This window comes from Actinomadura sp. NBRC 104425, assembly GCF_030269545.1.
Lineage (GTDB): Bacteria > Actinomycetota > Actinomycetes > Streptosporangiales > Streptosporangiaceae > Spirillospora > Spirillospora keratinilytica.
This window is the reverse complement of the sequence record NZ_BSTN01000016.1, coordinates 1-23291: the sequence shown is the minus strand read 5'-3', so window position 1 is coordinate 23291 and position 23291 is coordinate 1. Positions and strand designations below refer to the sequence as shown.

Here is a 23291-nt window from a genome sequence, read left to right as displayed (position 1 = left end):
CGCCCCGCACCCGGCAGAAGGAGCAGCACACCATGAGCACCCTGGACGTCCTGACCGAGGACGAGCGCGCCGTCGTCGCCACGGTGCGCGACTTCGTCGACAAGGAGGTCAGGCCCGTCGTCCGGGACCTGGAACACGCCGGCGCCTACCCCGAGGCCCTGATCGAGAAGATGAAGCAGCTGGGCGTCTTCGGGCTGGCCATCCCCGAGGAGTACGGCGGCACGCCCGTGTCCACCCCCTGCTTCGTGCTCGTCACCGAGGAGCTGGCGCGCGGCTGGATGAGCCTGGCCGGGGCGATGGGCGGCCACACCGTGGTGTCCAAGCTGCTGCTGCACTTCGGCACGCAGGAGCAGAAGCGCCGCTACCTGCCGCGGATGGCCACCGGCGAACTGCGGGCGACCATGGCGCTGACCGAACCCGGCGGCGGGTCCGACCTGCAGGCCATGCGCACCGTCGCCCGCCGCGACGCCGACGGCTACGTGGTCAACGGCGCCAAGACGTGGATCACCAACGCCCGCCGGTCGGGGCTGATCGCGCTGCTGTGCAAGACCGACCCGGACGCCCGGCCCGCGCACCGGGGCATCTCGATCCTGCTGGTCGAGCCGGGCCCCGGCCTGACCGTCTCCCGCGACCTGCCCAAGCTCGGCTACAAGGGCGTGGAGAGCTGCGAGCTGGTCTTCACCGACCACCGGGCGCCCGCCGAAGCCCTGCTGGGCGGCGCCGAGGGCGCCGGATTCGCCCAGATGATGAAGGGCCTGGAGACCGGACGCCTGCAGGTCGCGGGCCGCGCCCTCGGCGTCGGCCGGGCCGCGCTGGAGGACGCGCTGGCCTACGCCCGGGAGCGCGAGACGTTCGGCAAGCCCATCTGGCAGCACCAGTCGATCGGCAACTACCTGGCCGACATGGCGACGTCCCTGACGGCGGCCCGCCAGCTCACCCTGTACGCCGCCCGTGAGGCCGACGCGGGCCGCCGCGTGGACATGGAGGCGGGCATGGCCAAGCTGTTCGCCTCCGAGACCGCCATGCAGATCGCGCTGAACGCGGTCCGCATCCACGGCGGCTACGGCTACTCCACCGAGTTCGATGTCGAACGCTACTTCCGCGACGCGCCCCTGATGATCATCGGCGAGGGCACCAACGAGATCCAGCGCAACGTGATCGTTCGCCAGCTCGTCGCGCGCGGCGGCCTGGACGCCTGACACCGCCCCGGCGCCCGCCCCGGTGGCGGGGAGGGCTCGGGGGCTCAAGGGGTGGCGGGCACCAGGGTTGCCTCGCCGCTAGTCCCTCCTTGCCGCCATCGGGTAATCCCCTACCGGCTGTGCACACATGGACCATGTTCGGTGACCCTTGCGGGCGGTTTTCGGTGGACCACTGGCCCGGCGCTGGGCCTCCGTCCCGGCGGGCATGGCACGCCTTAGGGCACGTCAGCCCATTCAGGCACTGCCGCCACACCGGTTCCTAGGGGAGCGGCGTAGGGGTTGTTCAGGGGTACCCCTGGCCGACCCCCGCTGTTAGCGTCATCAACGTTTTGATGGAAATCCCTGTTCGGGCTTCTATCACCTTCTTGGGGGGCTTGAAGAAGGAGCAAAAAGGCGCGAAGAGAAACCGTCAGTCCATGCGACCGAGGTGCCGACCCGGAACACCCGCCATAGCATCCCGTCAACGTTTCGGGCGGTGAACCGCGCACTCGGGTGTGCGTGCATTCCTTCTGCAAGAGTAAGAGTACGGCTCGCCAGAACGGCCTGTAGAGGCTCCCCCGTCGCCGGCGTGTCGGAGTTGTTCGAGTTTCCGTTGCGTGTACCGGTATGCCGGGCGCATTCCCCCGGACCGGTGGGCGCAGGCCACCCCGCTGTACACAGGTGAGATCGAATCGTAGGGGAGTCATAGTGGAGGGGCACCGGAACATCGACCGCGAACCGGTCGTCTACGTGGAGATCAGCAAACTGGCCGGCGCCGACTCGCCGCGGACGTCCGGAGAGGACGCCGAGCACGTGGAGGTGCTGGCCGCGGCGCAGACCGAACTGCCGCCCATCATCGTGCACCGCGCGACGATGCGGGTGATCGACGGGCTGCACCGGCTCAAGGCGGCCAAGCTCCGCGGCGAGGACCGGATTGCGGTCAGGTTCTTCGACGGGGACGAGGCCGACGCCTTCGTGGTGGCGGTCGAATCGAACATCTCGCACGGTCTGCCACTGTCGCTGGCCGACCGCAAGCGCGCGGCGGAACGGATCATCAAAACGCATCCGCAGTGGTCCGACCGCATGGTCGCCTCCGTCACCGGCATCGCCCCGGGAACGGTCGCGGACATACGCAGGCGCACGGCGGGCACGGTGCCGCCGCAGACGGTCCGGATCGGCCAGGACGGCCGGGCCCGTCCGATCAACGGCAACGAGGGGCGCCGGCTGGCGTCGGAACTGATCGCCAAGAACCCCGACCTGTCCCTGCGGCAGATCGCGCGGGCCGCGGGGATCTCCCCGGAGACGGCGCGCGACGTCCGCAACCGGATGCGGCGGGGCGAGGACCCGCTGCCCCGCCGCCGGAGCAACACGGTGAGCCTGGCCAGCCGGCGCGCCGGCCACGGGCACGCCCTCGGCGACCCCCGGCGGGCCGCCGTCCGCACGGCGCCCCGGGACCGCGCGGCCGTCGTGGAGCGGCTCAAGGCGGACCCGGCGCTGCGGTTCAGCGAGACCGGCCGCAACCTGCTGATGCTGCTCAGCATGCACACCCTCAAGGCCGCCGAGTGGGACGAGATCATCAACAACGTGCCGCCCCACTGCAGTGGCATCGTCGCCCAGCTGGCCCGCGACTGCTCGCAGATGTGGTCGGAGTTCGCGATGAGGGTGGAGCACCAGGTCGCCAACATCGTCTGACGGCCGGAGGGTGGCCTCCGCCGCCTGTCGGCGGGGAGGCCACCGGTTCGCCGTCCCGCAGGGACCGCCGCCCATCAGTACTCCCTGCGGTGGAAGACGACCGCCGCGGCGGCCAGGGCGACGGCCGCGGCGGCGGCGAGCAGCCCCAGCCCGGCCCACGGCGGCAGGGCGGGCTGCACCGCCATGATCTGGGCGCCCGCCGTGACCGGCCAGTACGTGCGCGCCAGATCGTCCAGCGGACTGGGGAGCAGCGGGCTCAGCGCGGGCACGACGAGCGTCGCGACGACGAGGACCACGAGGGCCGCCGCGGTCGTCCGCACCAGCACCCCCACCGCGAGCCCCGCCAGCGCCACCAGGGCGAGGTAGAGGCCGGCGCCCGCCGCGGTGGGGAGCACGCCGGCGCCCGGCAGGCCGCCCGGGCCCGCGTCCGCGCTGCGGGCGAGCAGCAGGGCGGCGGCGCTCGCGCCCCCGCCCACCAGCAGCGCGACGAGCGCGCACACCGCGGCCTTGGCGGCCAGCAGGCGGCCCCGGCGCGGCGTGGCGGCCAGGCTCGTGCCGATCATGCCGGTGGTGTGCTCGGAGGTGACGGCGAGCACGCCGACCAGCCCGAAGGCGATCTGCGCCAGGTAGTAGGCGCGCAGGCTGGGCCGGACGGCCCCGAGCGCCGCGCACTCGGCGGCCACCGCCTCCCGGCAGGGGGCCCGACCGGCCAGGACGCCGAAGACCGCGCAGAGCACCAGCACCGCTGCTGCGGCGAGCACCGCGTCGCGGGCCGAGCGCAGCGTGCGGATCTTCGTCCACTCCGCCCAGAGCGCGTTGCGGAAGGTCGCCGACGCGTGCCGCGCCCCGGAGCCGGCATCCGGGTGCACACGGGTGGCGCACATCAGGCGGCCCTGCCGGCGCGGTCGCCGTCGGCGCCGCTTTGGACCAGTTCCAGCAGCACCTCCTCCAGGGACGGCCGCAGCGGGGTGAGCTCGTGCAGGCGGACGCCGCACGCCGCGGCCAGGCCGTGGATCTCGGCGCCGTCCATGCCGGACACCACGAGCGTGCGGCCGGTGCCCTGGCGGACGCGGGCGCCCGCCGCGGTCAGCCGGTCGGTGAAGAACCGGTGGTCGTCGCAGCGGATCAGCGCCCGCTGCCGGGCGGCGCACCGGGACAGCTCCTCGGCGCTGCTGTCGGCCACCAGGCGGCCCCGGTCGAGCACGATGAACTGGTCGGCGATCCGCGCCATCTCGCCCATCGGGTGGCCGGTGACCAGCACGGTGCGCCCCTGGTCGGCCAGGCGCCGCAGCAGGGTGCGCAGCCAGGCGACGCCCGCCGGGTCCAGCCCGCCGATCACGTCGTCGTAGATCAGCACCTCGGGGTCGCCGAGCAGGCTCGCGGCGATGCCGAGCCGGCGGCGCATCCCGGCCGACAGCACGCGGATGGGCCGTTCGGCCATCTGCTCCAGGCCGACCAGCCGGAGCGCCTCGCCCACCCGCCACCGGGGCAGGCCGTTGCTGCGGGCCAGCCACAGCAGGTGGTCGCCGGCCCGGCGGCCCTCGTGCGCCGCCCCCGGGTCCAGCAGCGCGCCCACCTGCCGCATCGGGCTCGGCAGGTCGGCGTAGCGGCGGCCGGCCGTGGTGGCGGTCCCGCTGGTCGGCGCGGTGAGTCCGAGGATCATGCGCAGCGTGGTCGTCTTGCCGGCGCCGTTGGGGCCGATCAGCCCGGTGATCCGGGCGGGCCGGACGGTGACGGTGAGGTCGTCGACCGCCCGGACGGCGCCGTACCGCTTGGTCAGACGGTGCAGCTCGATCATGTCCCTCCCCTCGACGTGATCTGGTCGTCGCGACGCCGCGGGCCCGCCGCGGCCGTCCCGGGCGGCTCGGCCGCCCCCGCCGGTGCGGACGCCTGCGGGCAGCCCGGTGGTCCGGCCCGCAGCCGCCGCACGAGGTCGGCGCGGCGGGTGACGCCGAGCTTGCGGTAGATGCGGGTGAGGTGCTGCTCTACGGTGCTGATGGTGACCAGCAGGGTGTCGGCGATCTGCCGGTTGGTCCGGCCCTGGACGACCAGCGCGGCGACCCGCCGTTCGGCGTCGGTCAGCCCGGCGGCCGGATCGGCGGGCGCCGCGATCGTGTCCCGCGCCGGCGTCGTGAGCGGGAGCATCTTGTTGTGCGCGGGCACGCGGGCGGCGCCCTGCGCCTTCTTCGGCTCCGGCGCCGCCTTGGGCGCCGTCTCCGTCTTCGCCGCGCTCTTTCTCTTCGGCGCCTCGCCGAGCGCCTTCCGGGCCCGGCTGAGCTCACAGCGCGCGAGCGACAGTTCATACCGGTCGTCGCACCGCTCCAGGACGCGCACCGCCTCCTCGAGCAGCTCGCCGCGGCGCCGCGGGTCGGCGGCGGCCAGCGCGCGCACCCGCAGCGAGACGCCCAGCGTCCGGCCGGTGCGGTGCCGCGCCATGGCCAGCTGCTCGTCGGCCAGCTCCGCGGCCCGGTCGGTCTCGCCGAGCTCCAGCAGCGCCTGCGCCGCGTCCGTGCGCCACGGGACCAGGCCCGGGACGTCGATCCGCCAGTCGCGCATCCGCTCGCCGCAGGCCTCAAAGTCCGCCAGGGCTATCTCCGGATGCCCGGTCGCCAGGTGGAACCGGCCGCGCGCCCGCAGGTAGTGCAGGCCGCCCAGGGTGTCGAACATGGCGTCGGGCACCGCGATGCCCAGGTGGGTGGCGGCGTCCTCGTAGCGGCCCATCGCCGTCGTCGCGTACACCGACGCCGCGATGGGCACGCCGATCGCCACTCCCCAGCTCGCCGGGGAGATCCGCGCGAGCGCGGTGCGGGCGTGGTCCGCGGCGGCGGTGAGGTCCCCCTGCCGCACGCAGATCAGCGCGCGTGCGGCCGCCAAGGTCGCGTGCCACAGCGGTTCGTGCCGGGCCGCCGCCTCCTCCAGGAGAGGGTCGCACCAGCGCGCGGCCGTGTGCGGGTGGTCGTCGTAGATCAGCGCCGCCAGCACCGCCAGCACCGCCCCGGGGGATGTCTCGGTGAGCCGGGTGCCCTGCATGAACTGCTCGGCGGTGCCGGGGACGTCGAGGTCCGTCCGGCCGGTCAGCACCTCCCGCAGCGCGGCCGCGGCCCGCAGCCGCCGGTTCTCCAGGCCCGGCACGACATGCCGCGCGGCGGGCCGGTCGGCGGCCGCGCCGTCCGCCGCCTCGGCATACCCCGGGTAGACGCACGACAGCAGCAGCCGCGTGGCCGTCAGGAAGCAGGCGGACCAGTCCAGCGGCGCCTCCGCCCGGCCTGTGAGCGGGCCGAGGACCTCGGCCGCCTCGCCCGGCCGCCCGTGCCACATCAGGTAGCCGGGCAGCCTGGCGGCGTGCCGCCCGTTCAGCCGCTTCGCCCGCACCGCGTCGACGAGCCCGGGCAGCAGGCGCTCCACCGACCCCGGGTCGACGAGCCATTCGACGCGGGCCATCGCCATGGTGATCTCCGCCCGCCGCCGGTCGTCCGCGCAGTTCTCGCGGGCCAGCCGGAGGCAGACCAGGGCGGTGTGCGCGGCGCCGTCGGTGCGGGCCTGCTCGGCCGCCTCCACCAGCACCGGAACCTTCCAGGACTCCTCGTCGGCCGGGTGGAGGTCCTTCTGGGCGGGTCCGGTGGCGTCGGGGTCCGTCGGGGCGGCGGGCCGGCCGGCGGCCTCGGCGGCGGCGATGAGGTGCTCGGCGACGGTCCGGGGCGCCGCGCCGCGGTCGTGCAGCAGCCTGGCGGCCCGCTCGTGCAGCACCGCGCGCTCCTCGGCGGTCATGCCTTCGAGCACGGCCGCCGGGACGGCCGGGTGACGGAACCGGCCGGCGTCCAGCAGCCCCGCGGCGTCCATCGTGTCGATCATGTCGGAGACGTACTCGGCGTCCAGCCCCAGCAGCGCGCCCACCAGGACGGGCGGGCACGGCTCGCGCAGGACCGCCAGGGCGCGGGCGACGCGGTGCATCTCCGGGCCGCCGCGGTGCAGACAGTGCAGCGCGACCCGGGGGAACGCGTCGCCCACGGCGAGGTCGGCCGCGTCCCGCACCGGGCCGTCCTGCGGCGGGACCCGCTCGTCCTGCAGCAGGGCCTGCACGAGGGCCGGGTTGCCCCCGGTGACCGCGTCGCAGACCGGGGCGAACTCGTGCGCCTGGCGGGGGGCGAGCCTGGTTTTGAGCAGCTGGATCTGCCCGCGGCGCGACAGCGGCTTGACGCGCAGCCGCCAGTAGTGCGGCTGGCTCTGCAGGTCCGCGTGGAACCAGGGGTGCTCGCGGCGGGGGCCGATGCGCTCGGTGAGCACCATCACGATCGGGGCCGCCCTGAGCCGGTACGCCGCGTAGGACAGGAAGCTGAGGGAGGCGGCGTCGGCGTGGTGCACGTCGTCGAGGCCGATGACCAGGGGGGTGCGCGCCGCCATGCCGAGCAGGACCCTGCACAACTCCTGCAGGACGGGCCAGGTCGTCTGGGCGGTGGTCTCGGGCTGGAACTCGCCCCCGGCGAACGCGGCGGTGCCGATCTGCTCGTCCAGCAGCCGCCTGGCGTCCTCGCGTCCGGGGGGAAGCTCCACCCCGCGGAACAGCTGCCGCACCACGCCCAGCGGGGACCGCTGCTCGGCGTGCGACGCCGTCGCGCCGAGGTAGACCGCGCCCGCCGCGGCGGCGTGCTCGGCGAGGGAGTGCAGCAGAGCGCTCTTGCCGGACGCCACCGTGCCGCCGACGACCACCACCTTCCCGTGGCCGTCCAGCGACTCGGCGAACAGGCTTCGCAGTGTCGTCAATTCCAGTTCTCGCTCGATCAGATTCATGTGCGCGCCCCGAGGAAGTGGAATCAACCTGCTAGTCGGCGGTGGGGTGGACGGTTCCGCTCTCTCGGCCGGTGTGCGACATTCGAGGTCCTCCTGGTGCCCGGTCGGCTCGGAAGGGGAGACGAAGCGAGCCAACCACTGGCGATGTCACAAGGCGGTAACGTGACGTTCGTCTCAGTGGACGCCGGGGCGGCGGGGGCCGTCCGGGGGCGCGCGGGCCTCGGCCGCTGCGCGAGGCGGGCGGGCAGATGGCAGGGTCCGGACAGGACGTTCTCCATCGGTGCGGATGAAGACGCAGGTCACCCCATGGAAACTACTCTCTGCATACAGATGCTAGCTGATGGTGATTTGATCCGTCGTCGGTCTGATGCGAACGTCATGAAGGACCGGTCGTCGACGCCCCCTGCCATGCGTACCTGAGCACGACTGTGGGACGCGGCAGTGCCGGACCGTTGGGGCGCGGACACGGAATGCAACCTTTGCGGGGGGATCGCCGCATGCGCATTGTGGAGCGGACGGGGGAACTGCTCACTTTGCAGAATCTGCTGGCACCGGATCAGGAGCGGCCGGGGAAGGTCGTGCTGATCGAGGGCGCCGCGGCCACCGGCAAGACGACGCTGATGCACGCGTTCGCCGGACGCGCGGTCGAGGCCGGGGCCGCCTTCCTGAGCGCGTCGGCGTCGCGGGCGGAACGCCAGCTGCCGCTGAGCGCCGTCAACCAGCTGTTCCACGATCCCGCGCTGCCGCCCGCGGAGATCGAGCATGCGGACCGGCTGATCCAGGACGGGTCCCTGACGGTGCGGGCGCTCGGCGTCCGGGCGGCGGGCGGCGCGGCGGGCGAGGCGGTGGCCCAGGTCCCCGCGCCCATCCTCAGCAGGCTGACCGCGATCGTGCTCAAGGCGGCCGAGCAGCGGCCGCTGGTCATCGGGGTCGACGACATCCACCACGCCGACGACGCGTCGGTGCAGTTCCTGCTGTACCTGGCCCGCCGGATCGGCAGCGCCCGGGTGCTGCTGGTGCTGACCGAGTGCCTGCGCCCGACCCGGCCGCACTCGCTGCTGCACACCGACCTGCTGCGCGAGCCGCACTGCCGGCGGCTGCGGCTGCGGCCGCTGTCGGAGTCGGGCGTGGCCGAGCTGCTCGCCGAGCACGTCGGCGCGGCGATCGCGGAGCGGCTGGCGCCCGAGTGCCACCGGGTGACCGGCGGCAACCCGCTGCTGGTGCGCGCGCTGATCGAGGACCACCGGATGGCGGAGCCGACCCGGCCGGTCAGCCTGATCTTCGGCGACGCCTTCCGGCAGGCGGTGCTCACCTGCCTGTACCGGGCGGAGGCCACGACGCTCGCCCGCGCCGTCGCGGTGCTGCCCGACGGGGTGTCCGGCGGGCTGCTCGGCGAGCTGGCCGACGCCGACGCCGCGTCGGTCGTCGCGACCTGCCAGGTGCTCCAGGCGGCCGGACTGCTGGACGCCGGGGGGGTCCGGCACGAGGCGCTGCGGGCGGCGGTGCTGGGCGGGATGCGCCCGGACGAGCGGACCGCGCTGCACCTGCGCGCGGCCGAGCTGCTGCACCGCCACGGCGCGCCCGCCGCGGTGGTCGCCGAGCGCCTGCTGGCCGCCGACCGGGCCGGGGGGACGTGGGCGGTGGCGGTCCTGCGGGAGGCGGCCGAGCAGGCGTTCGCCGAGGGTCGGGTGTCGGACGCGACCGACCTGCTGCGGCTGGCGCTGCGCGAATGCGGCGACGACGACCAGCGCCCGGCCGTCCAGCTGGACCTGGCCCGCGCCGAGTGGCGGATCGACCCGGCGATCGCGGCCCGGCACCTGCCCGACCTGGTCCGCGGCCTGCGCAAGGGGCGCCTGCCCGCCGGCGGCGACGCCACCCTGGTCAGCTGGATGCTGTGGCTCGGCCGTACCCACGACGCGCTGGAGATCCTGACGGAGGTGTCCGGCGGCGTCGCCCTGCCGCACGCCGGCCCCGGGCGGCGGGCCGAGCACGGGCCGCGCACCGAGCCGTCGCCGTGGTGGCTGCCCTACGCCTACCCGGGGCTGACCCGGCTGGAGGGGCTCGGGGACATCCTGCGCCCGCCGGGGGACGCACCGGACACCGCCGTCCCGGTGTCTGTCGCACCCTCACCGCGCACCGAGGCGATGCTGGTGAACGCGCTTGCGCGGGGAGCGGTCCAAGAAGCGGTCCAACGGGCCGAGCAGCTCCTGGAGGAGGCGGGGCCGGCGTTCCGGTCGCCGCTGCCGATCGCGGCGATCGCGGCCCTGGTCTACGCCGACGAGCTCGACGCCGCCGAGCGGTGGTGCGACACCCTCGGCAGGTCGACGGCCTCGTGGCCGCCGCAGGGCCGGGCCCTCCTCATGGCCATGCGCGCGCTGGTGCACCACGCGCGCGGCCGCCTGGAGGCCGCGGTGAAGTGCGCCCGCGAGGCCCTCACCCTCATGACACCCAAGGGCTGGGGCGTGGTGATCGCGATCCCGCTCGCCACCATGGTGGTGTCACTGACGGCGGCCGGCCGGTACGAGGAGGTCGAGGAGTTCCTCGACATGCCGCTGCCGGAGGGGCTGTTCCACAGCCCGTTCGTACTGCCCCACCTGCAGGCCCGCGGGCGCTACTACCTCGCGATCAACCGGCCGAAGGCGGCGCTGGCCGAGTTCCAGACCTGCGGCGAGCTGATGACGGCGTGGGGGTTCGACGGCCCCGGGCTCGTGCCGTGGCGCACCGACATGGCGCAGGCCCATCTCGTCCTCGGCGACCGCCAGAACGCCAGGAGGCTCGCGGCCGAGCAGCTGCGGATGCTGTCGCCCGCCCAGGCCCGCACGCGCGGCGCCACGCTGCGCACGCTCGCCGCCGCCTCCGACGTCGACCGGCGCACCGAACTGATCACCGAGGCGGTGGAGCTGCTGGAGCGGTCGGGCGACCGGCTGGAGCTGGCCCGCGCGCTCGCCGATCTCAGCGAGCTGTACCACGCCACCGGCCAGGAGCGGCGGGCCCGCGCCGTGGAGCAGCGCGCCCGCGCGCTCGCCGCCGAGTGCGGCGCCGGCGAGATCGGCGGCACGCTGTCGCCGCGCCCGGCCGGGGAGGACGAGCGCGGCGAGGCCGCGGGCCCCGACCTGCTGCACGGCCTGAGCGTGGCCGAGCTGCGGGTGGCCGCGCTGGCGGTCGACGGGTACACCAACCGGCAGATCGCGCGCCGGCTGCGCGTCACCACCAGCACCGTGGAACAGCACCTGACGAAGGTGTACCGCAAGCTGCAGATCAGCCGCCGGACCGACCTTCCGGTGACCCTGCTGCTGCAGTCGTCCCAGGATTTCCCGGCGTAGCGGCCCCGGGGAAAGGCCGCCGCGCCGGGAACGGTACCCCCGATCGGAATTGAACCGACAACATAACCCTTTTAAGGGGTTCGCCTCTGCCAATTGGGCTACGGGGGCGGAACGATTCTAACTTCGGCCCGGCGGGATTCTCCATGTCCATTGTCGGAGATTGCGGAGCGCGGCCGGCCGGGGTCTTGTGGGCAGCAGCGGACCGCGGGGAAATCCGGCCTGGTACGGGGCCTGCGGGGGCTCGTCCAAGTGTGCAGAAACTCTGCTTGGACGCGATGTCCGGACCCGGCCGTGAATCGATCGGCTTGCTGCGGCAATCCCCGCCGTCCGGGCCGTGCGGCACCGCCGTCCGACCTTGTCGGCCGTTCCGCCGCGTGCAATCCTGACCGGGCCGAGGACACTCCGCAGTTCAATGCCACACAGGTCCGCCATGCCCGGACGGAGCAGCGAAATCATGGAAAACGCTCGGACGGTCGCCTCGTGAGCGGGGGGGACATCGATATCCAGCAGGCCGGGGCCCGCGCGCTCGACGGCGCGCCCGGCGACGCGCTCGACAACGCGGCCGGCACCGCACCCGGCAGCGTGCCCGGCAGCGTGCCCGGTAGAGCGTCCGGTGACGTGCCCGGTGCCGCGTCCGCCGACCGTGGCAAGCCGGAGCCGGCGGCCGCCGCGGCCGTGCTGCGCAAGGAGGAACTGCACGCCAGCGTGTCCAGCCCGCTCCTGGACACCATGAACTTCCTCAACGAGATCACCCTGCGCTATCCCGAGGCGATCTCGTTCGCGCCCGGCCGCCCCTATGACGGCTTCTTCGACAACGAGCAGATCTTCACGCACATCCGCCGGTTCCTCGACCACCTGGCCGCGCAGGGCGGCACGCCGCAGGACGTGCGCACCGCCGTGTTCCAGTACGGCCCGACCGCCGGCCAGATCCGGGACGTCCTGGCCGACTCCCTGCGCGTGGACGAGGGCATCGACGTGCCGCCCGAGTCGCTCGTGGTGACGGTCGGCGCGCAGGAGGGCATGCTGCTGGTCCTGCGCGCCCTCCTGGGCGGCCCCGACGACGTGCTGCTGGTGTCCAGCCCCTGCTACGTGGGGATCACCGGTGCGGCCCGCGTGCTGGACGTCGCCGTCACGGCGGTCGAGGAGCGGGAGGACGGCGTCTCCTGCGACGACGTCGAGGCGGTGATCCTGGCCGAACGCGCCCGCGGCCGCCGCCCGCGCGCCTTCTACGTGGTGCCCGACCACGCCAACCCGTCGGGCAACACGATGGATGTGAAGAGCCGGCACGCGCTGCTCGACCTGGCCGCCCGCCACGACATCCTCATCCTGGAGGACACCCCCTACCGGCTGGTCAGCCCGGGCACGCCGCTGCCGACGCTGAAGGCCCTGGACCGGGAGAAGCGGGTCGTGCACCTCGGCTCGTTCTCCAAGACGCTGTTCCCCGGCGCCCGGGTCGGCTTCGTCATCGCCGACCAGCCGGTCGCGGACGCCGACGGCCGCGTCGGCCTGCTGGCGGACGAACTCGCCAAGATCAAGAGCATGGTGACGGTGAACACCTCCTCGCTCAGCCAGGCCGCCGTGGCGGGCGCGCTGCTGGCCTCGGACGGACGGCTCTCGGTGCTCAACGCCGAAGCGGCCGAGTACTACGGGCGGGCCATGCGCGCGGTCCTCGCGGGGCTCGACCGCAGCATCCCGGCCGACCGCCGCGCCGCGCTCGGCGTGCGCTGGAACCGGCCCACCGGGGGGTTCTTCCTGCGGATGCAGGTCCCGTTCCGCGCCGACAACGCGGCGCTCGCCCGGTCCGCGCAGGACTTCGGGGTGATCTGGACGCCGATGTCGTACTTCTATCCGCAGGGCGGCGGCGAGCACGCCATCCGGCTGTCCACCAGCTACCTGACCACGGCGGAGATCGAGGAGGGCACCGCCCGGCTCGCCCGCTTCATCGAGGCGCAGAGCGCGGCGTCGCGATGACGGCCCCCTTAGAGACGCAGCTCGGCCACGCCCCGGAGGGCAACGGCCACGCCAACGGGCGGGCCGCCTCGGACGGGCGAGCGAGCACCGGCGGGCGAGCGAGCACCGGCGGGCGAGCGAGCACCGACGGGCGGGGCGGCGCGGACGGCCGCGTCAACGGCAACGGCCGCCGCCCGCAGCCGGCGCCGCCGTCGATGGACGTGCTCCGCCGGCGGCATGCCGGGCTGCGCTCCCGCATCGTCGGCGGCGACCGGGCCGCCATCGAACGGCAGCACCGGCTCGGCAAGCTCACCGCGCGGGAACGGCTCGACCTGCTGCTGGACGAGGGCACCTTCGTCGAGACCGACCTGTACCGCCGCCACCGGGCCGCCGAACTCGGCATGGCGGACCGCCGCCCGTACACCGACGGCGTGATCACCGGCTCCGGCGAGATCTTCGGCCGCCGGGTGTTCGTCTACGCGCAGGACTTCACCGTGTTCGGCGGGGCGCTGGGCGAGGCGCACGCGGCGAAGATCCACAAGGTGATGGACCTGGCGCTGGAGAACGGCGCGCCGCTGATCGGGTTGAACGACAGCGGCGGCGCCCGCATCCAGGAGGGCGTGATGGCCCTGGACGGGTACGGGGGGATCTTCCGCCGCAATGTGCGGGCGTCCGGGGTGATCCCGCAGATCAGCGTGATCATGGGGCCGTGCGCGGGCGGAGCGGCGTACTCGCCGGCGCTGACCGATTTCACGTTCATGGTGCGCGGCACCGCGCAGATGTACCTGACCGGCCCGGACGTGGTGGAGGCGGTCAGCGGGCACCGGGTGAGCCATGCCGAGCTGGGCGGCGCGGACGTGCACGGCGAGCGCACCGGTGTGGCCACGTTCGTGCACGACGACGAGGAGACGTGCCTGGCCGAGGTGCGGTACCTGGTGTCGCTGCTGCCGTCCAACAACCTGGAGGAGGCGCCCGCGCTTGCGCCGACCGGGGCGGCCGACGACGAACGGCCCCGGCTGGCCGAGATCGTCCCGGTGGAGCCGAACAAGCCCTACGACATGCACCGGGTCGTCGAAGAGCTGGTGGACGGCGGGGAGTTCATCGAGCTGCACGAGCAGTGGGCGCGCAACGTCATCTGCGCGCTGGGCCGCATCGACGGCGAGGTCGTCGGGGTGGTGGCCAACCAGCCGATGGTGCTGGCCGGGGTGCTGGACGCCGACGCCGCGCAGAAGGCCGCCAGATTCGTACGGTTCTGCGACGCGTTCGGCATTCCGCTGGTGACGCTGGTGGACGTGCCGGGCTTCCTGCCCGGCGTCGAGCAGGAGCACGACGGCATCATCCGGCACGGCGCCAAGCTGCTGTACGCCTACTGCGAGGCGACGGTGCCGCGCGTCCAGGTGATCCTGCGCAAGGCCTACGGCGGCGCGTACATCGTCATGGACTCCCGGTCGATCGGCTGCGACCTGTCCCTGGCCTGGCCCACCAACGAGATCGCCGTGATGGGCGCCGAAGGCGCCGTCAACGTGGTCTTCCGCAAGCAGCTGGCCGCCGCCGACGACCCCGACGCCCTGCGCGCCGAACTGATCGCCGAGTACACCCGGCAGCTCATGCACCCGCTGTTCTCGGCGGAGCGGGGACTGGTGGACGACGTCATCGACCCGGTGCGGACCCGCGCCGCGGTCGCGCGCGGCCTGGCCATGCTGCGGCGCAAGCGCGGACCGGCGCCGCAGCGCAAGCACGGCAACGTGCCCCTGTGAAACCCCTGTGAACTCTTTCGGGAAGGTGGCTGCAGTGATCAGATGCGGTGTCACAACGACCGGCTGCGACCCTCGACCGGCGGCGTCATGACCACCGCGGCGGACGCGCCTCCGCTGGAGGCCATGGAGACGGACCTGAGCACCGCCCGCGAGCGGCTGGCGGAGGCCGCCCGGCACGTCGAGGACCTGGTGGCCGCCGCGCCGGACCCCGCCGAACGCGAACCGGAGGTGCGCGAGCGGATCGCCGCCGCGACCGGCGCGGTGCGGGCGCTGCGGGCGCGGTTCATGGACGTGCACGCCGACGCGGTGTACGACGAGCTCACCGACGGCCGCGCGGTCGAACTGCGCATAGCGGAACTGGTGGAGGCCGCCGCGACCGCCTTCCCCGGGCTGGTGCCCACCCCGGAGATGATGGCCGTCGAACGGTCCCGGCCGCAGGCCGCCAAGGAGGGCCGGGAGATCGACCAGGGCATCTTCCTGCGCGGGGTGCTGCGGTCGCCGGTGGCCGGTCCGCACCTGCTCGACGCGATGCTGCGGCCGACGCCCCGGGCGCTGGCGCTGCTGCCGGACTTCACCCGCACCGGCCTGGTGGAGACCACGTCGGTCCGGGTGGAGCGCCGCGACGGCGTGGCGTATCTGACGATGTGCCGGGACGACTGCCTGAACGCCGAGGACGAGCAGCAGGTCGACGACATGGAGACCGCCGTCGACCTGGCGCTGCTCGACCCGGCCGTGCGGGTCGGGGCGCTGCGCGGCGGCGAGATGCCCCACCCCCGCTACCGCGGCCGGCGGGTGTTCAGCGCGGGCATCAACCTCAAGCGCCTGCACGGCGGCGGCATCTCGCTGGTCGGCTTCCTGCTGCGGCGCGAGCTCGGCTACATCCACAAGATCGTGCGGGGTGTGCGGGTAGAACAGGACGCCTGGTGGCAGTGGCCGGCGGTGGACAAGCCGTGGGTCGCCGCCGTGGACTCCTTCGCCATCGGCGGCGGCATGCAGCTGCTGCTGGTGTTCGACCATGTGATCGCCGCGTCGGACGCCTACGTCAGCCTGCCCGCCGCGCAGGAGGGCATCGTCCCCGGCGCCGGCAACTTCCGGCTCGGCCGGGCCGGCGGGCCGCGGCTGTCCCGCCAGGTCATCCTGGGCGGCCGCCGCGTGTGGGCGACCGAACCGGACGCGCGGGCGGTGGTCGACGAGGTCGTCGAGCCGGCCGAGCTCGACGCGGCGCTCGAACGCAGCGTGCGCAGCCTGCAGGGCCCGGCGGTGCTCACCAACCGGCGCATGCTGAACCTGGCCGAGGAGCCGCCGGAGGAGTTCCGCCGCTACATGGCCGAGTTCGCGCTGCAGCAGGCCCTGCGCATCTACGGGCAGGACGTGCTGAACAAGGTCAGCCGGTTCACCGTCCGCCCGTCATGACCGGCCCCGGCGGCGCCGACCGGGTGCGCTACGAGAAGAAGGGGCACCTGGCCCGCGTCACCCTGAACCGGCCCGACGTGCTGAACGCGATGGACCTGCGGATGCACGAGGAGCTCGGCGCCGTGTGGGACGACGTCGAACGCGACGACGACGTGCGGGTCGTGGTGCTCACCGGCGCCGGAGACCGGGCGTTCTCGGTCGGGCAGGACCTCAAGGAACGCACCCGGCTCACCCGGGAGGGCGCGCCGCCGACCACCTTCGGCAGCCGCGGCCAGCCGGGCTGGCCGCGGCTCACCGAACGGTTCTCCTTCTCCAAACCGGTGGTCGCCCGGGTGAACGGCTACGCCCTCGGCGGCGGCTTCGAACTGGCCCTGGCCTGCGACATCATCATCGCTTCCGAGCGGGCGGTGTTCGCGCTGCCGGAGGTGCGGCTCGGCCTGGTCCCCGGCGCGGGCGGCGCGTTCCGGCTGGCGCGGCAGCTGCCGCTGAAGATCGCCATGGGGTATCTGCTCACCGGCCGCCGGATGAGCGCGGCGCAGGCGCTGCGGTTCGGGCTGGTCAACGAGGTCGTCCCGCACGAGGAGCTGGACCGCTGCGTCGAGGCGTGGACCGACGACCTGCTGCGCAGCGCCCCGCTGTCGGTGCGGGCGATCAAGGAGGCGGTGCTGCGGTCCGTCGACATGCCGCTGGAGCAGGCGTTCGCCACCCGGTTCGTCTGGGAGGAGCGGCGCATGCACAGCCGCGACGCCGTGGAGGGGCCGCGGGCGTTCGCAGAAAAACGCGATCCGCAGTGGTGCGGATATTGACATCGCGGTGAACGATAAAAGATCAGGGGCGTGCCCGACCGGCGCGCCCCTCTCCTTTTCCGGGCGGTGTCCAAGTATCGAGGACGCGCGGTTGGACACCGCCCCGCCGTCGGCTCCCGCACCCCGCCACCTGCACCGTCGGCCCCCGGAGGTGCGAAAACCGCCGACGCGTCCGACCGGCTGAAACCCGGGTGGTAGACAGCGGGACCGTAGAGCAGAATTCCGGTTCGGGACATCCGAGCGAAATTCCAATCCGAGGAGTGGTCGTGGCCAATCCGTTCGACGACGAAGACGGCACGTTTTACGCCCTCGTCAACGACGAGGGCCAGTATTCGCTGTGGCCGACGTTCGCCGAGGTGCCGGCGGGCTGGGAGATCGTCCACGGCGAGGACACCCGCCAGGCGTGCCTGGACTACATCGAGGAGCACTGGACCGACATGCGTCCCAAGAGCCTGATCGCGGAGATGGAGCGCCAGGCGCCATGATCGGCGGCCCGGGACCGGTCATGACCATCCGCGGGTTCGGGGAGGACACCGACTCGACCCGCCGGCGCGTCACCCCCGGCACGGCGCGGCGCGCCCTTCCCTACGCCCGGCCGTACCGCTGGACCATCGCGGCGCTGCTGCTGCTCACCTCGCTCGTCGCGGTGGCGCAGGTGGCGAGCCCCCTGCTGCTGAAGATTGTGATCGACGAGGGCATCATCCCCCGGGAGAAGGCACTGGTCGTCTGGCTCGCGCTGGCGGTGGCCGGTCTGGCGCTGCTGGAGGCGGTGCTGACGTTCACCGAGACCTGGCTGTCGGGGAAGATCAGCGAGGGGCTGGTCTACGACCTGCGCACCCAGGTGTTCGACCACGTCCAGCGGCAGCCGATCGCGTTCTTCACGCGGACGCAGACCGGGTCCCTGGTCAGCAGGCTGAACACCGACGTGGTGGCGGCCCAGCAGGCCGTCACCACCCTGCTGTCGCAGTCGGCGTCCAGCCTGCTGTCGCTGATCCTCGTGCTCGGCACGATGTTCTACCTGTCCTGGCAGATCACCCTGCTGGCGCTGGTGGCGCTGCCGCTGTTCCTTCTGCCCGGTCGGCTGGTGGGCCGTCGGCTGCAGGGCCTGATGCGCGAGTCCATGCAGTTGAACGCCGAGATGGGCACGCTGATGCACGAGCGCTTCAACATCGCCGGCGCGCTGCTGGCCAAGCTGTACGGGCGCCCCGACAGCGAAAAGCGCCTGTTCACCGAGCGCGCCGGACGGGTTCGCGACATCGGCGTCGTCACCACGGTGTACTCGCGGATGCTGCTGGTGTCGGTGACCCTGCTCGGCTCCCTGGCCACCGCCCTGGTGTACGGGCTCGGCGGCGTGCTGGTGGTGGACGGCTCGTTCCAGCTCGGCACGCTGGTGGCGCTGGCCGTGCTGCTGACCCGGCTGTTCGGCCCGATCAACCAGCTGTCGTCGATGCAGGCGAGCGTGATGACCGCGCTGGTCAGCTTCGACCGCCTGTTCGAGGTGCTGGACCTCAAGCCGCTCATCGCGCAAAGGCCCGGCGCGGTGGCGCTGGACCGCTCGCGCGGCGCCCCGGACATCGAGTTCGACGCGGTGTCGTTCCGCTACCCCAAGGCGTCGGAGGTGTCGCTGGCCTCGCTGCAGGGCTACGGCGCCCCGCCCGAACGCGGCGACGACGCGCTGACCCTGGACCAGATCTCGTTCCGCGTCCCGGCGGGCACCCTGACGGCGCTGGTCGGACCGTCCGGTGCGGGCAAGACGACGATCACGCAGCTGGTGCCGCGGCTCTACGACCCGCTGTCGGGGACCGTGCGGATCGGCGGGCACGACGTGCGGGACCTGACGTTCGACTGCCTGCGCGACACCGTCGGCATGGTCACCCAGGACGCGCACCTGTTCCACGACACCCTCCGGGCGAACCTGCTGTACGCACGTCCCGACGCCGAGGAACGGGAACTGGTCGAGGCGTGCAAGGCCGCGCAGATCTGGGACCTGATCGCCGCCCTGCCCGAGGGCCTGGACACCGTGGTCGGCGACCGCGGCTACCGCTTCTCCGGCGGTGAGAAGCAGCGCCTGGCGATCGCGCGGCTGCTGCTCAAGGCGCCGTCGATCGTGGTGCTGGACGAGGCCACCGCGCACTTGGACTCCGAGTCGGAGGCCGCGATCCAGCAGGCGCTGAAGACCGCGCTGCGGGGCCGGACCTCACTGGTGATCGCGCACCGGCTGTCCACGATCCGCGACGCCGACCAGATCCTGGTCGTCGACGCGGGCCGCATCGTCGAGCGCGGCACGCACGAGGAGCTGCTGGCGGCCGACGGGCTCTACGCCGAGCTGCACCGCACCCAGTTCACCCGGCAGCCGTCCCGCAACGGCGCCGCGCCCGCGCCCGCCGGCCCCGGCTACGGCGACCCCCCGAACGGCGCCGGGCTGCCGCCGCTGGAGGGGGTGCCGCCCGGCGGCATGATGATGCCGCCTCCGATGCAGGGTCCGCCTCCGATGCAGGGTCCGCCTCCCGGCGGGCCGCCCATGCAGGGACCGCCGATGGGCCCGCCGCCCGGCGGGGGCCCCATGCCCGGCGGCCGTCCGCCGCAGGGATCGGGCTGAGGAGGTGCCGGGGTTGGTCGCCGACTTTACGGCCGGGACGCTGCTGGAGCTGGCCGCAGCGGGACGCCTGGCCGCCGAGTACCCGCTGGTCTGCCGGATCGTGGCGGCGCTGGCGCAGCAGGAGCAGGCGCAAGGCGAGCTGGTGCGCGCCGGACGCCTGCTGGAACGGGTGGACCCGGCCGAGATCCAACGGCTCCACCCCGACCTTCCGGGCGTCTCCGTCGGCATCACCGGGCACGGCACCCTGTCCGGGCTCACGCCCCCGCTGCGGGCCGAGTTCGCCCGGCACGGCCTGGTCGCCCGTCCCATGGTCACCGGCTTCGACGGGTACGTGCGGGAACTGGGCGACCCGGACAGCGAACTGTCCGCCGCGCGGCCCGACCTGGTGCTGTGCGTGCTCGACCCGGCCATGGTGTTCGACGAGGTCCCGCTGCCGTGGACGCCGGAGGACGTCGAACGCGCCGCCACCGCCAAGGTCGCACTCATCGAACGGCTCGCCGAGCGGTACACGGGCACGGGACGCGGCACCCTGGTGCTGAACACGATGCCGCTGACGCGCCGCCACACCGCGCAGCTCGTCGACTGGCGTTCCAGGGCGCGGCTCGGCGCGGTGTGGCGGCAGGCCAACGCCCGCCTGCTGGCGCTGGCCGAGCAGCACCCGTCCGTCGTGGTGGTGGACCTGGACCCGCTCGTCGCCGAGGGCGTCCCGGTCGGCGACGACCGGCTCGGCACCTACGCCAAGGCCCACCTCACCGACGACCTGCTGGCCGCCTACGCCCGCGAGATCGGCCACCTGGCCAGAAACCTCGTCGGCCGCACCAAGAAATGCCTGGTGCTCGACCTGGACGACACGCTGTGGGGCGGGGTGCTCGGCGACGACGGCGTGGACGGCATCGAGCTCGGCGGCGGCTACCGGGGCGAGGCGTTCCTGGCGTTCCAGCGCGTCGCCAAGCAGCTCGGCTCGCAGGGCGTGCTGCTGGCCGCCGTCAGCAAGAACGACCCCGACCTGGTGGAGCGCGCGCTGCGGGACCACCCGGCGATGGCGCTGCGGGACGCCGACTTCGTCCAGGTCGTCGCCAACTGGCGGCCCAAGCATGAGAACCTGGCCGGCCTCGCCGACCGGCTCGGCCTGGCCGTCGACAGCTTCGTCTTCGTCGACGACAGCCCCTACGAACGCGGCCTCGTCCGGCGCGAACTGCCCGGCGTCGCCGTCGTCGACGTGGACGGCGAACCCGCCCTGCACGCCGCGCGGCTGCTGCGCGACGGCTGGTTCGACCAGCGGGAGCTGACCGGCGAGGACCGGGTCCGCCCCGCCCGGTACCGGGAGGAGGCGGCCCGCAAGGGGTTCCTCGACCGCTTCGACTCCGTCCAGGACTACCTGCGCGAACTGGACGTGCGGGTGCGGGTGGGCCCGGCGACCGAACCGGAGGCCGCCCGCGTCTCCCAGCTGACGCTGCGCACCAACCAGTTCAACCTGACCGGCCGGCGGCTGCAGCCCCAGGACGTCCGGCGGCTGCTGCACGACCCCGACGCGCTCGTCCTTGCCGTGCACGTCGCCGACCGGTTCGGCGACAGCGGCCTGGTCGGCGCGGTCCTCGCCCGCTGGCGCGGCGACCTGCTGCACATCGACAACTTCCTGCTCAGCTGCCGCGTCTTCTCCCGGTCGGTCGAGGAGGCGTGCCTGAACTGGGTACTGCGGCACGCGCGGGACCGCGGCGCCGCCGCGGTGCTCGCCGGATACCGGCCCAGCAGCCGCAACGGCCTGGTCCGCGACTTCTACCCGCGCAACGGGTTCGTCCCCGAGGGCGACGACGGGACCATGCTGACCTTCCGGCACCCGCTCACCGAGATCGCGCCGCCGCCCGCGCACATCCGTCTCGTCGAGGTCCATGAAGCGCCGTGACACACCCGCTCGGGGGGAACCATGAACAGTGCCGTGGAATTCGTCGCGCTCCTGCGCGCCGAACTGGGGCTCCCGCTGACCGAGGACGACCTGGAACGCGCGCTGCACGAGCTCCCCGGCTGGGAATCGGTGCACCTGCTGTGGCTGGTCACCATCCTCGAACAGCACACCGGCCGCCGGATCAACGTCGTGGACCTGCTGGAGGCCCCCAACCTGAGGCACGTCTACGACCTCGCCGCGGACGAGCAGGGGGTGCGCGATGCCCGCTGAGCACCGCCTTCCGCTGTCGGCCGCGCAGTACGACCTGTGGCTCGCCCAGCGGGTCGGGGCGCCCAGCGCCACTTACAACTCCGGCGAGTACCTCGACATCCGCGGCCCGGTGGACGAGACCGCGTTCGCCCGCGCCGTCCGCGCCGCGGTCGCCGAGGCCGACGTGCTGCACGTCCGGATCGTCGAGGACGGCGAACGGCCCTGGCAGATCCCGCACGCCACCGGGGACATAGACCTTCCCGTGCTCGACGTCAGCGGGGAATCCGACCCGGAAGGCGCCGCGCTCGGCTGGATGCGCCGCGAACTCGCCGCACCGGCCGACCCGCTGCGGGACCGGCTGTTCGCGTTCGCCCTGTTCCGCGTGGCACCCGACCGGTACTTCTGGTACCAGCGCTACAACCACGTGGTGATGGACGCCTACGGCTGGTCGCTGATCGCCCGCCGCGTCGCCGACGTCTACACCGCGCTGGTGCGGGGCCGCGAACCGGCACCGGCGCGGTTCGGCTCGCTGCGCGACCTGCTGGAAGAGGAACGCGCCTACCGCGACTGCGCCGACTTCGCCGCCGACCGCGCGCACTGGACCGGGCGGTTCGCCGACCGGCCCGACCCGGTGACCCTCGGCACCGGCGCGGCGCCCGGCGAGTTCCGCCGGGACGCGGTGCGGGCACCGCTCGGCGAACGGCTCCGCGACCTGGCGCGGCGCGTCGGCACCAACTGGTCCACCGTGGTCACCGCCGCCACGGCGGCCTACTTCGGACGGCTGGCCGACGGCGGCGACACCGTCTTCAGCCTCGCGATGACCGGCCGCATCACCCCGCTGTCCGGACGCACTCCCGGCACGCTGGCCAACGTCCTGCCGTTCCGGCTGGACGTGCCGCCCGGCGCGACCCTGCTCGACCTCACCGGGCGGGCTCGCGACGTGCTCCGCGACACGGTGCGGCACCAGCGCTACCGGGGCGAGGACCTGCGGCGGGAACTCGGCTGGCCCGCCGGGCGGTACTTCGGCCCCGTCCTCAACATCATCGGCTTCGAACGCGTGCTGGACTTCGCCGGCGCCCCCGCCACCGCCCACGACGTGTCCATCCGCCCGGTGGACGAGCTGTCGATCGTGGTGCGCGGCGGCGACGAGACCTCCATCGAGTTCGAGACGAACTCCGCCCCCGAGGCCCTCGCCCACCGCGAGCCGTTCGTCCGCTTCCTTGAGGCCGTGGTGGCCTCCCCGGACCTCCCGGTGGGCCGCGCGTCCCTGCTCGACCGGGCCGGCCGCGACCTGGTGGTGACGGGCTGGGGCGGCACCGGCGGCACCGGCGGCTCGCTGGTGGACCTGTTCGAGGAGCGGGTTGCTGCGGTGCCGGGTGCGGTGGCGGTGGTTGATGGGGGTCGGGTGTGGTCCTTTGCGGAGTTGGACGGGTTTGCTGAGCGTGTGGCTGGGGGGCTGCGTGGTCGTGGTGTGGGGCGGGGTGGTCTGGTGGGTGTGGTGTTGGTGCGGTCGGCTGAGTTGGTGGGGGTGTTGTTGGGGGTGTTGAAGGCGGGGGCGGCGTATGTGCCGGTGGATCCGGCCTGGCCGCGGGCTCGTCGTGAGGCGGTGTTGGCGGGTGTGGATGTGGTGGTG

15 protein-coding genes and 1 tRNA gene are annotated in these 23291 nt (G+C 73.6%); 12 read left to right on the top strand and 4 right to left on the bottom strand.

Annotation, left to right across the window (positions count from 1 at the left end; all coding sequences use genetic code 11):
* Positions 1 to 32: 32 nt before the first annotated feature.
* Positions 33 to 1199: an acyl-CoA dehydrogenase family protein gene (locus QSK22_RS22550; RefSeq protein WP_285496297.1), complete on the top strand. Its 1167-nt coding sequence runs from the start codon at positions 33 to 35 to the stop codon at positions 1197 to 1199.
* A 687-nt stretch (positions 1200 to 1886) separates the two neighbouring features.
* Positions 1887 to 2870 carry a ParB/RepB/Spo0J family partition protein gene (locus tag QSK22_RS22545; protein ID WP_285496296.1) on the top strand — a complete coding sequence of 328 codons (984 nt, stop codon included), beginning with the start codon at positions 1887 to 1889 and terminating at the stop codon, positions 2868 to 2870.
* 74 nt (positions 2871 to 2944) lie between these two features.
* Here QSK22_RS22545 and QSK22_RS22540 read toward each other — a convergent pair whose 3' ends face one another.
* The 3 genes from QSK22_RS22540 to QSK22_RS22530 are packed head-to-tail and all read right to left on the bottom strand — an operon-like array spanning position 2945 to position 7658.
* On the bottom strand, positions 2945 to 3754 hold the full coding sequence (locus tag QSK22_RS22540; RefSeq protein ID WP_285496295.1) for an ABC transporter permease: 810 nt from the start codon (positions 3752 to 3754) through the stop codon (positions 2945 to 2947).
* Positions 3754 to 4668: an ABC transporter ATP-binding protein gene (locus QSK22_RS22535; protein ID WP_285496294.1), complete on the bottom strand. Its 915-nt coding sequence runs from the start codon at positions 4666 to 4668 to the stop codon at positions 3754 to 3756. The genes QSK22_RS22540 and QSK22_RS22535 overlap by 1 nt, the downstream gene beginning before the upstream one ends.
* A complete protein-coding gene (locus QSK22_RS22530) occupies positions 4665 to 7658 on the bottom strand; it encodes a helix-turn-helix transcriptional regulator (protein WP_285496293.1) in 2994 nt (997 codons plus the stop codon). Before QSK22_RS22530 ends, QSK22_RS22535 begins: the two co-directional genes overlap by 4 nt.
* 497 nt (positions 7659 to 8155) lie before the next feature.
* Here QSK22_RS22530 and QSK22_RS22525 point away from each other — a divergent pair, with 497 nt between their 5' ends.
* Complete coding sequence (locus tag QSK22_RS22525) at positions 8156 to 10981, top strand: helix-turn-helix transcriptional regulator (protein WP_285496292.1); 2826 nt, start codon at positions 8156 to 8158, stop codon at positions 10979 to 10981.
* 34 nt (positions 10982 to 11015) lie between these two features.
* On the opposite strand, the gene QSK22_RS22520 is transcribed toward QSK22_RS22525, so the two are convergent.
* Positions 11016 to 11089: transfer RNA gene (locus QSK22_RS22520), tRNA-Leu, on the bottom strand.
* A 372-nt stretch (positions 11090 to 11461) separates the two neighbouring features.
* On the opposite strand from QSK22_RS22520, the gene QSK22_RS22515 reads away from it, so the two are divergent.
* The 9 genes from QSK22_RS22515 to QSK22_RS22475 form a co-directional block, all read left to right on the top strand.
* Positions 11462 to 12952, top strand: a complete 1491-nt coding sequence (locus QSK22_RS22515) for an aminotransferase-like domain-containing protein (protein WP_285496291.1) — start codon at positions 11462 to 11464, stop codon at positions 12950 to 12952.
* 194 nt (positions 12953 to 13146) lie between these two features.
* Positions 13147 to 14688 (top strand): acyl-CoA carboxylase subunit beta, encoded by a 1542-nt coding sequence (locus tag QSK22_RS22510; protein WP_285496418.1) that lies wholly within the window; start codon positions 13147 to 13149, stop codon positions 14686 to 14688.
* 87 nt (positions 14689 to 14775) lie between these two features.
* Positions 14776 to 16101, top strand: coding sequence for a (3,5-dihydroxyphenyl)acetyl-CoA 1,2-dioxygenase DpgC (gene dpgC / locus QSK22_RS22505; protein WP_285496290.1), 1326 nt, complete (start codon positions 14776 to 14778; stop codon positions 16099 to 16101).
* Positions 16098 to 16907 carry an enoyl-CoA-hydratase DpgD gene (dpgD, locus tag QSK22_RS22500; protein WP_285496289.1) on the top strand — a complete coding sequence of 270 codons (810 nt, stop codon included), beginning with the start codon at positions 16098 to 16100 and terminating at the stop codon, positions 16905 to 16907. The genes dpgC and dpgD overlap by 4 nt, the downstream gene beginning before the upstream one ends.
* Positions 16908 to 17173: 266 nt before the next feature.
* Positions 17174 to 17392 (top strand): MbtH family protein, encoded by a 219-nt coding sequence (locus QSK22_RS22495; protein ID WP_285496288.1) that lies wholly within the window; start codon positions 17174 to 17176, stop codon positions 17390 to 17392.
* A gap of 20 nt (positions 17393 to 17412) precedes the next feature.
* Entirely contained in the window at positions 17413 to 19506 is a 2094-nt protein-coding gene (locus QSK22_RS22490; RefSeq protein WP_285496287.1) for an ABC transporter ATP-binding protein, read from the top strand.
* Positions 19507 to 19519: 13 nt separating this feature from the next.
* Complete coding sequence (locus QSK22_RS22485) at positions 19520 to 21409, top strand: HAD-IIIC family phosphatase (RefSeq protein ID WP_285496286.1); 1890 nt, start codon at positions 19520 to 19522, stop codon at positions 21407 to 21409.
* A 21-nt stretch (positions 21410 to 21430) separates the two neighbouring features.
* Positions 21431 to 21679 (top strand): acyl carrier protein, encoded by a 249-nt coding sequence (locus QSK22_RS22480; RefSeq protein WP_285496285.1) that lies wholly within the window; start codon positions 21431 to 21433, stop codon positions 21677 to 21679.
* Positions 21669 to 23291, top strand: a 1623-nt coding sequence (locus QSK22_RS22475) for a condensation domain-containing protein (protein ID WP_285496284.1), incomplete at its 3' end; no start/stop codon positions are given. The genes QSK22_RS22480 and QSK22_RS22475, both read left to right, overlap by 11 nt.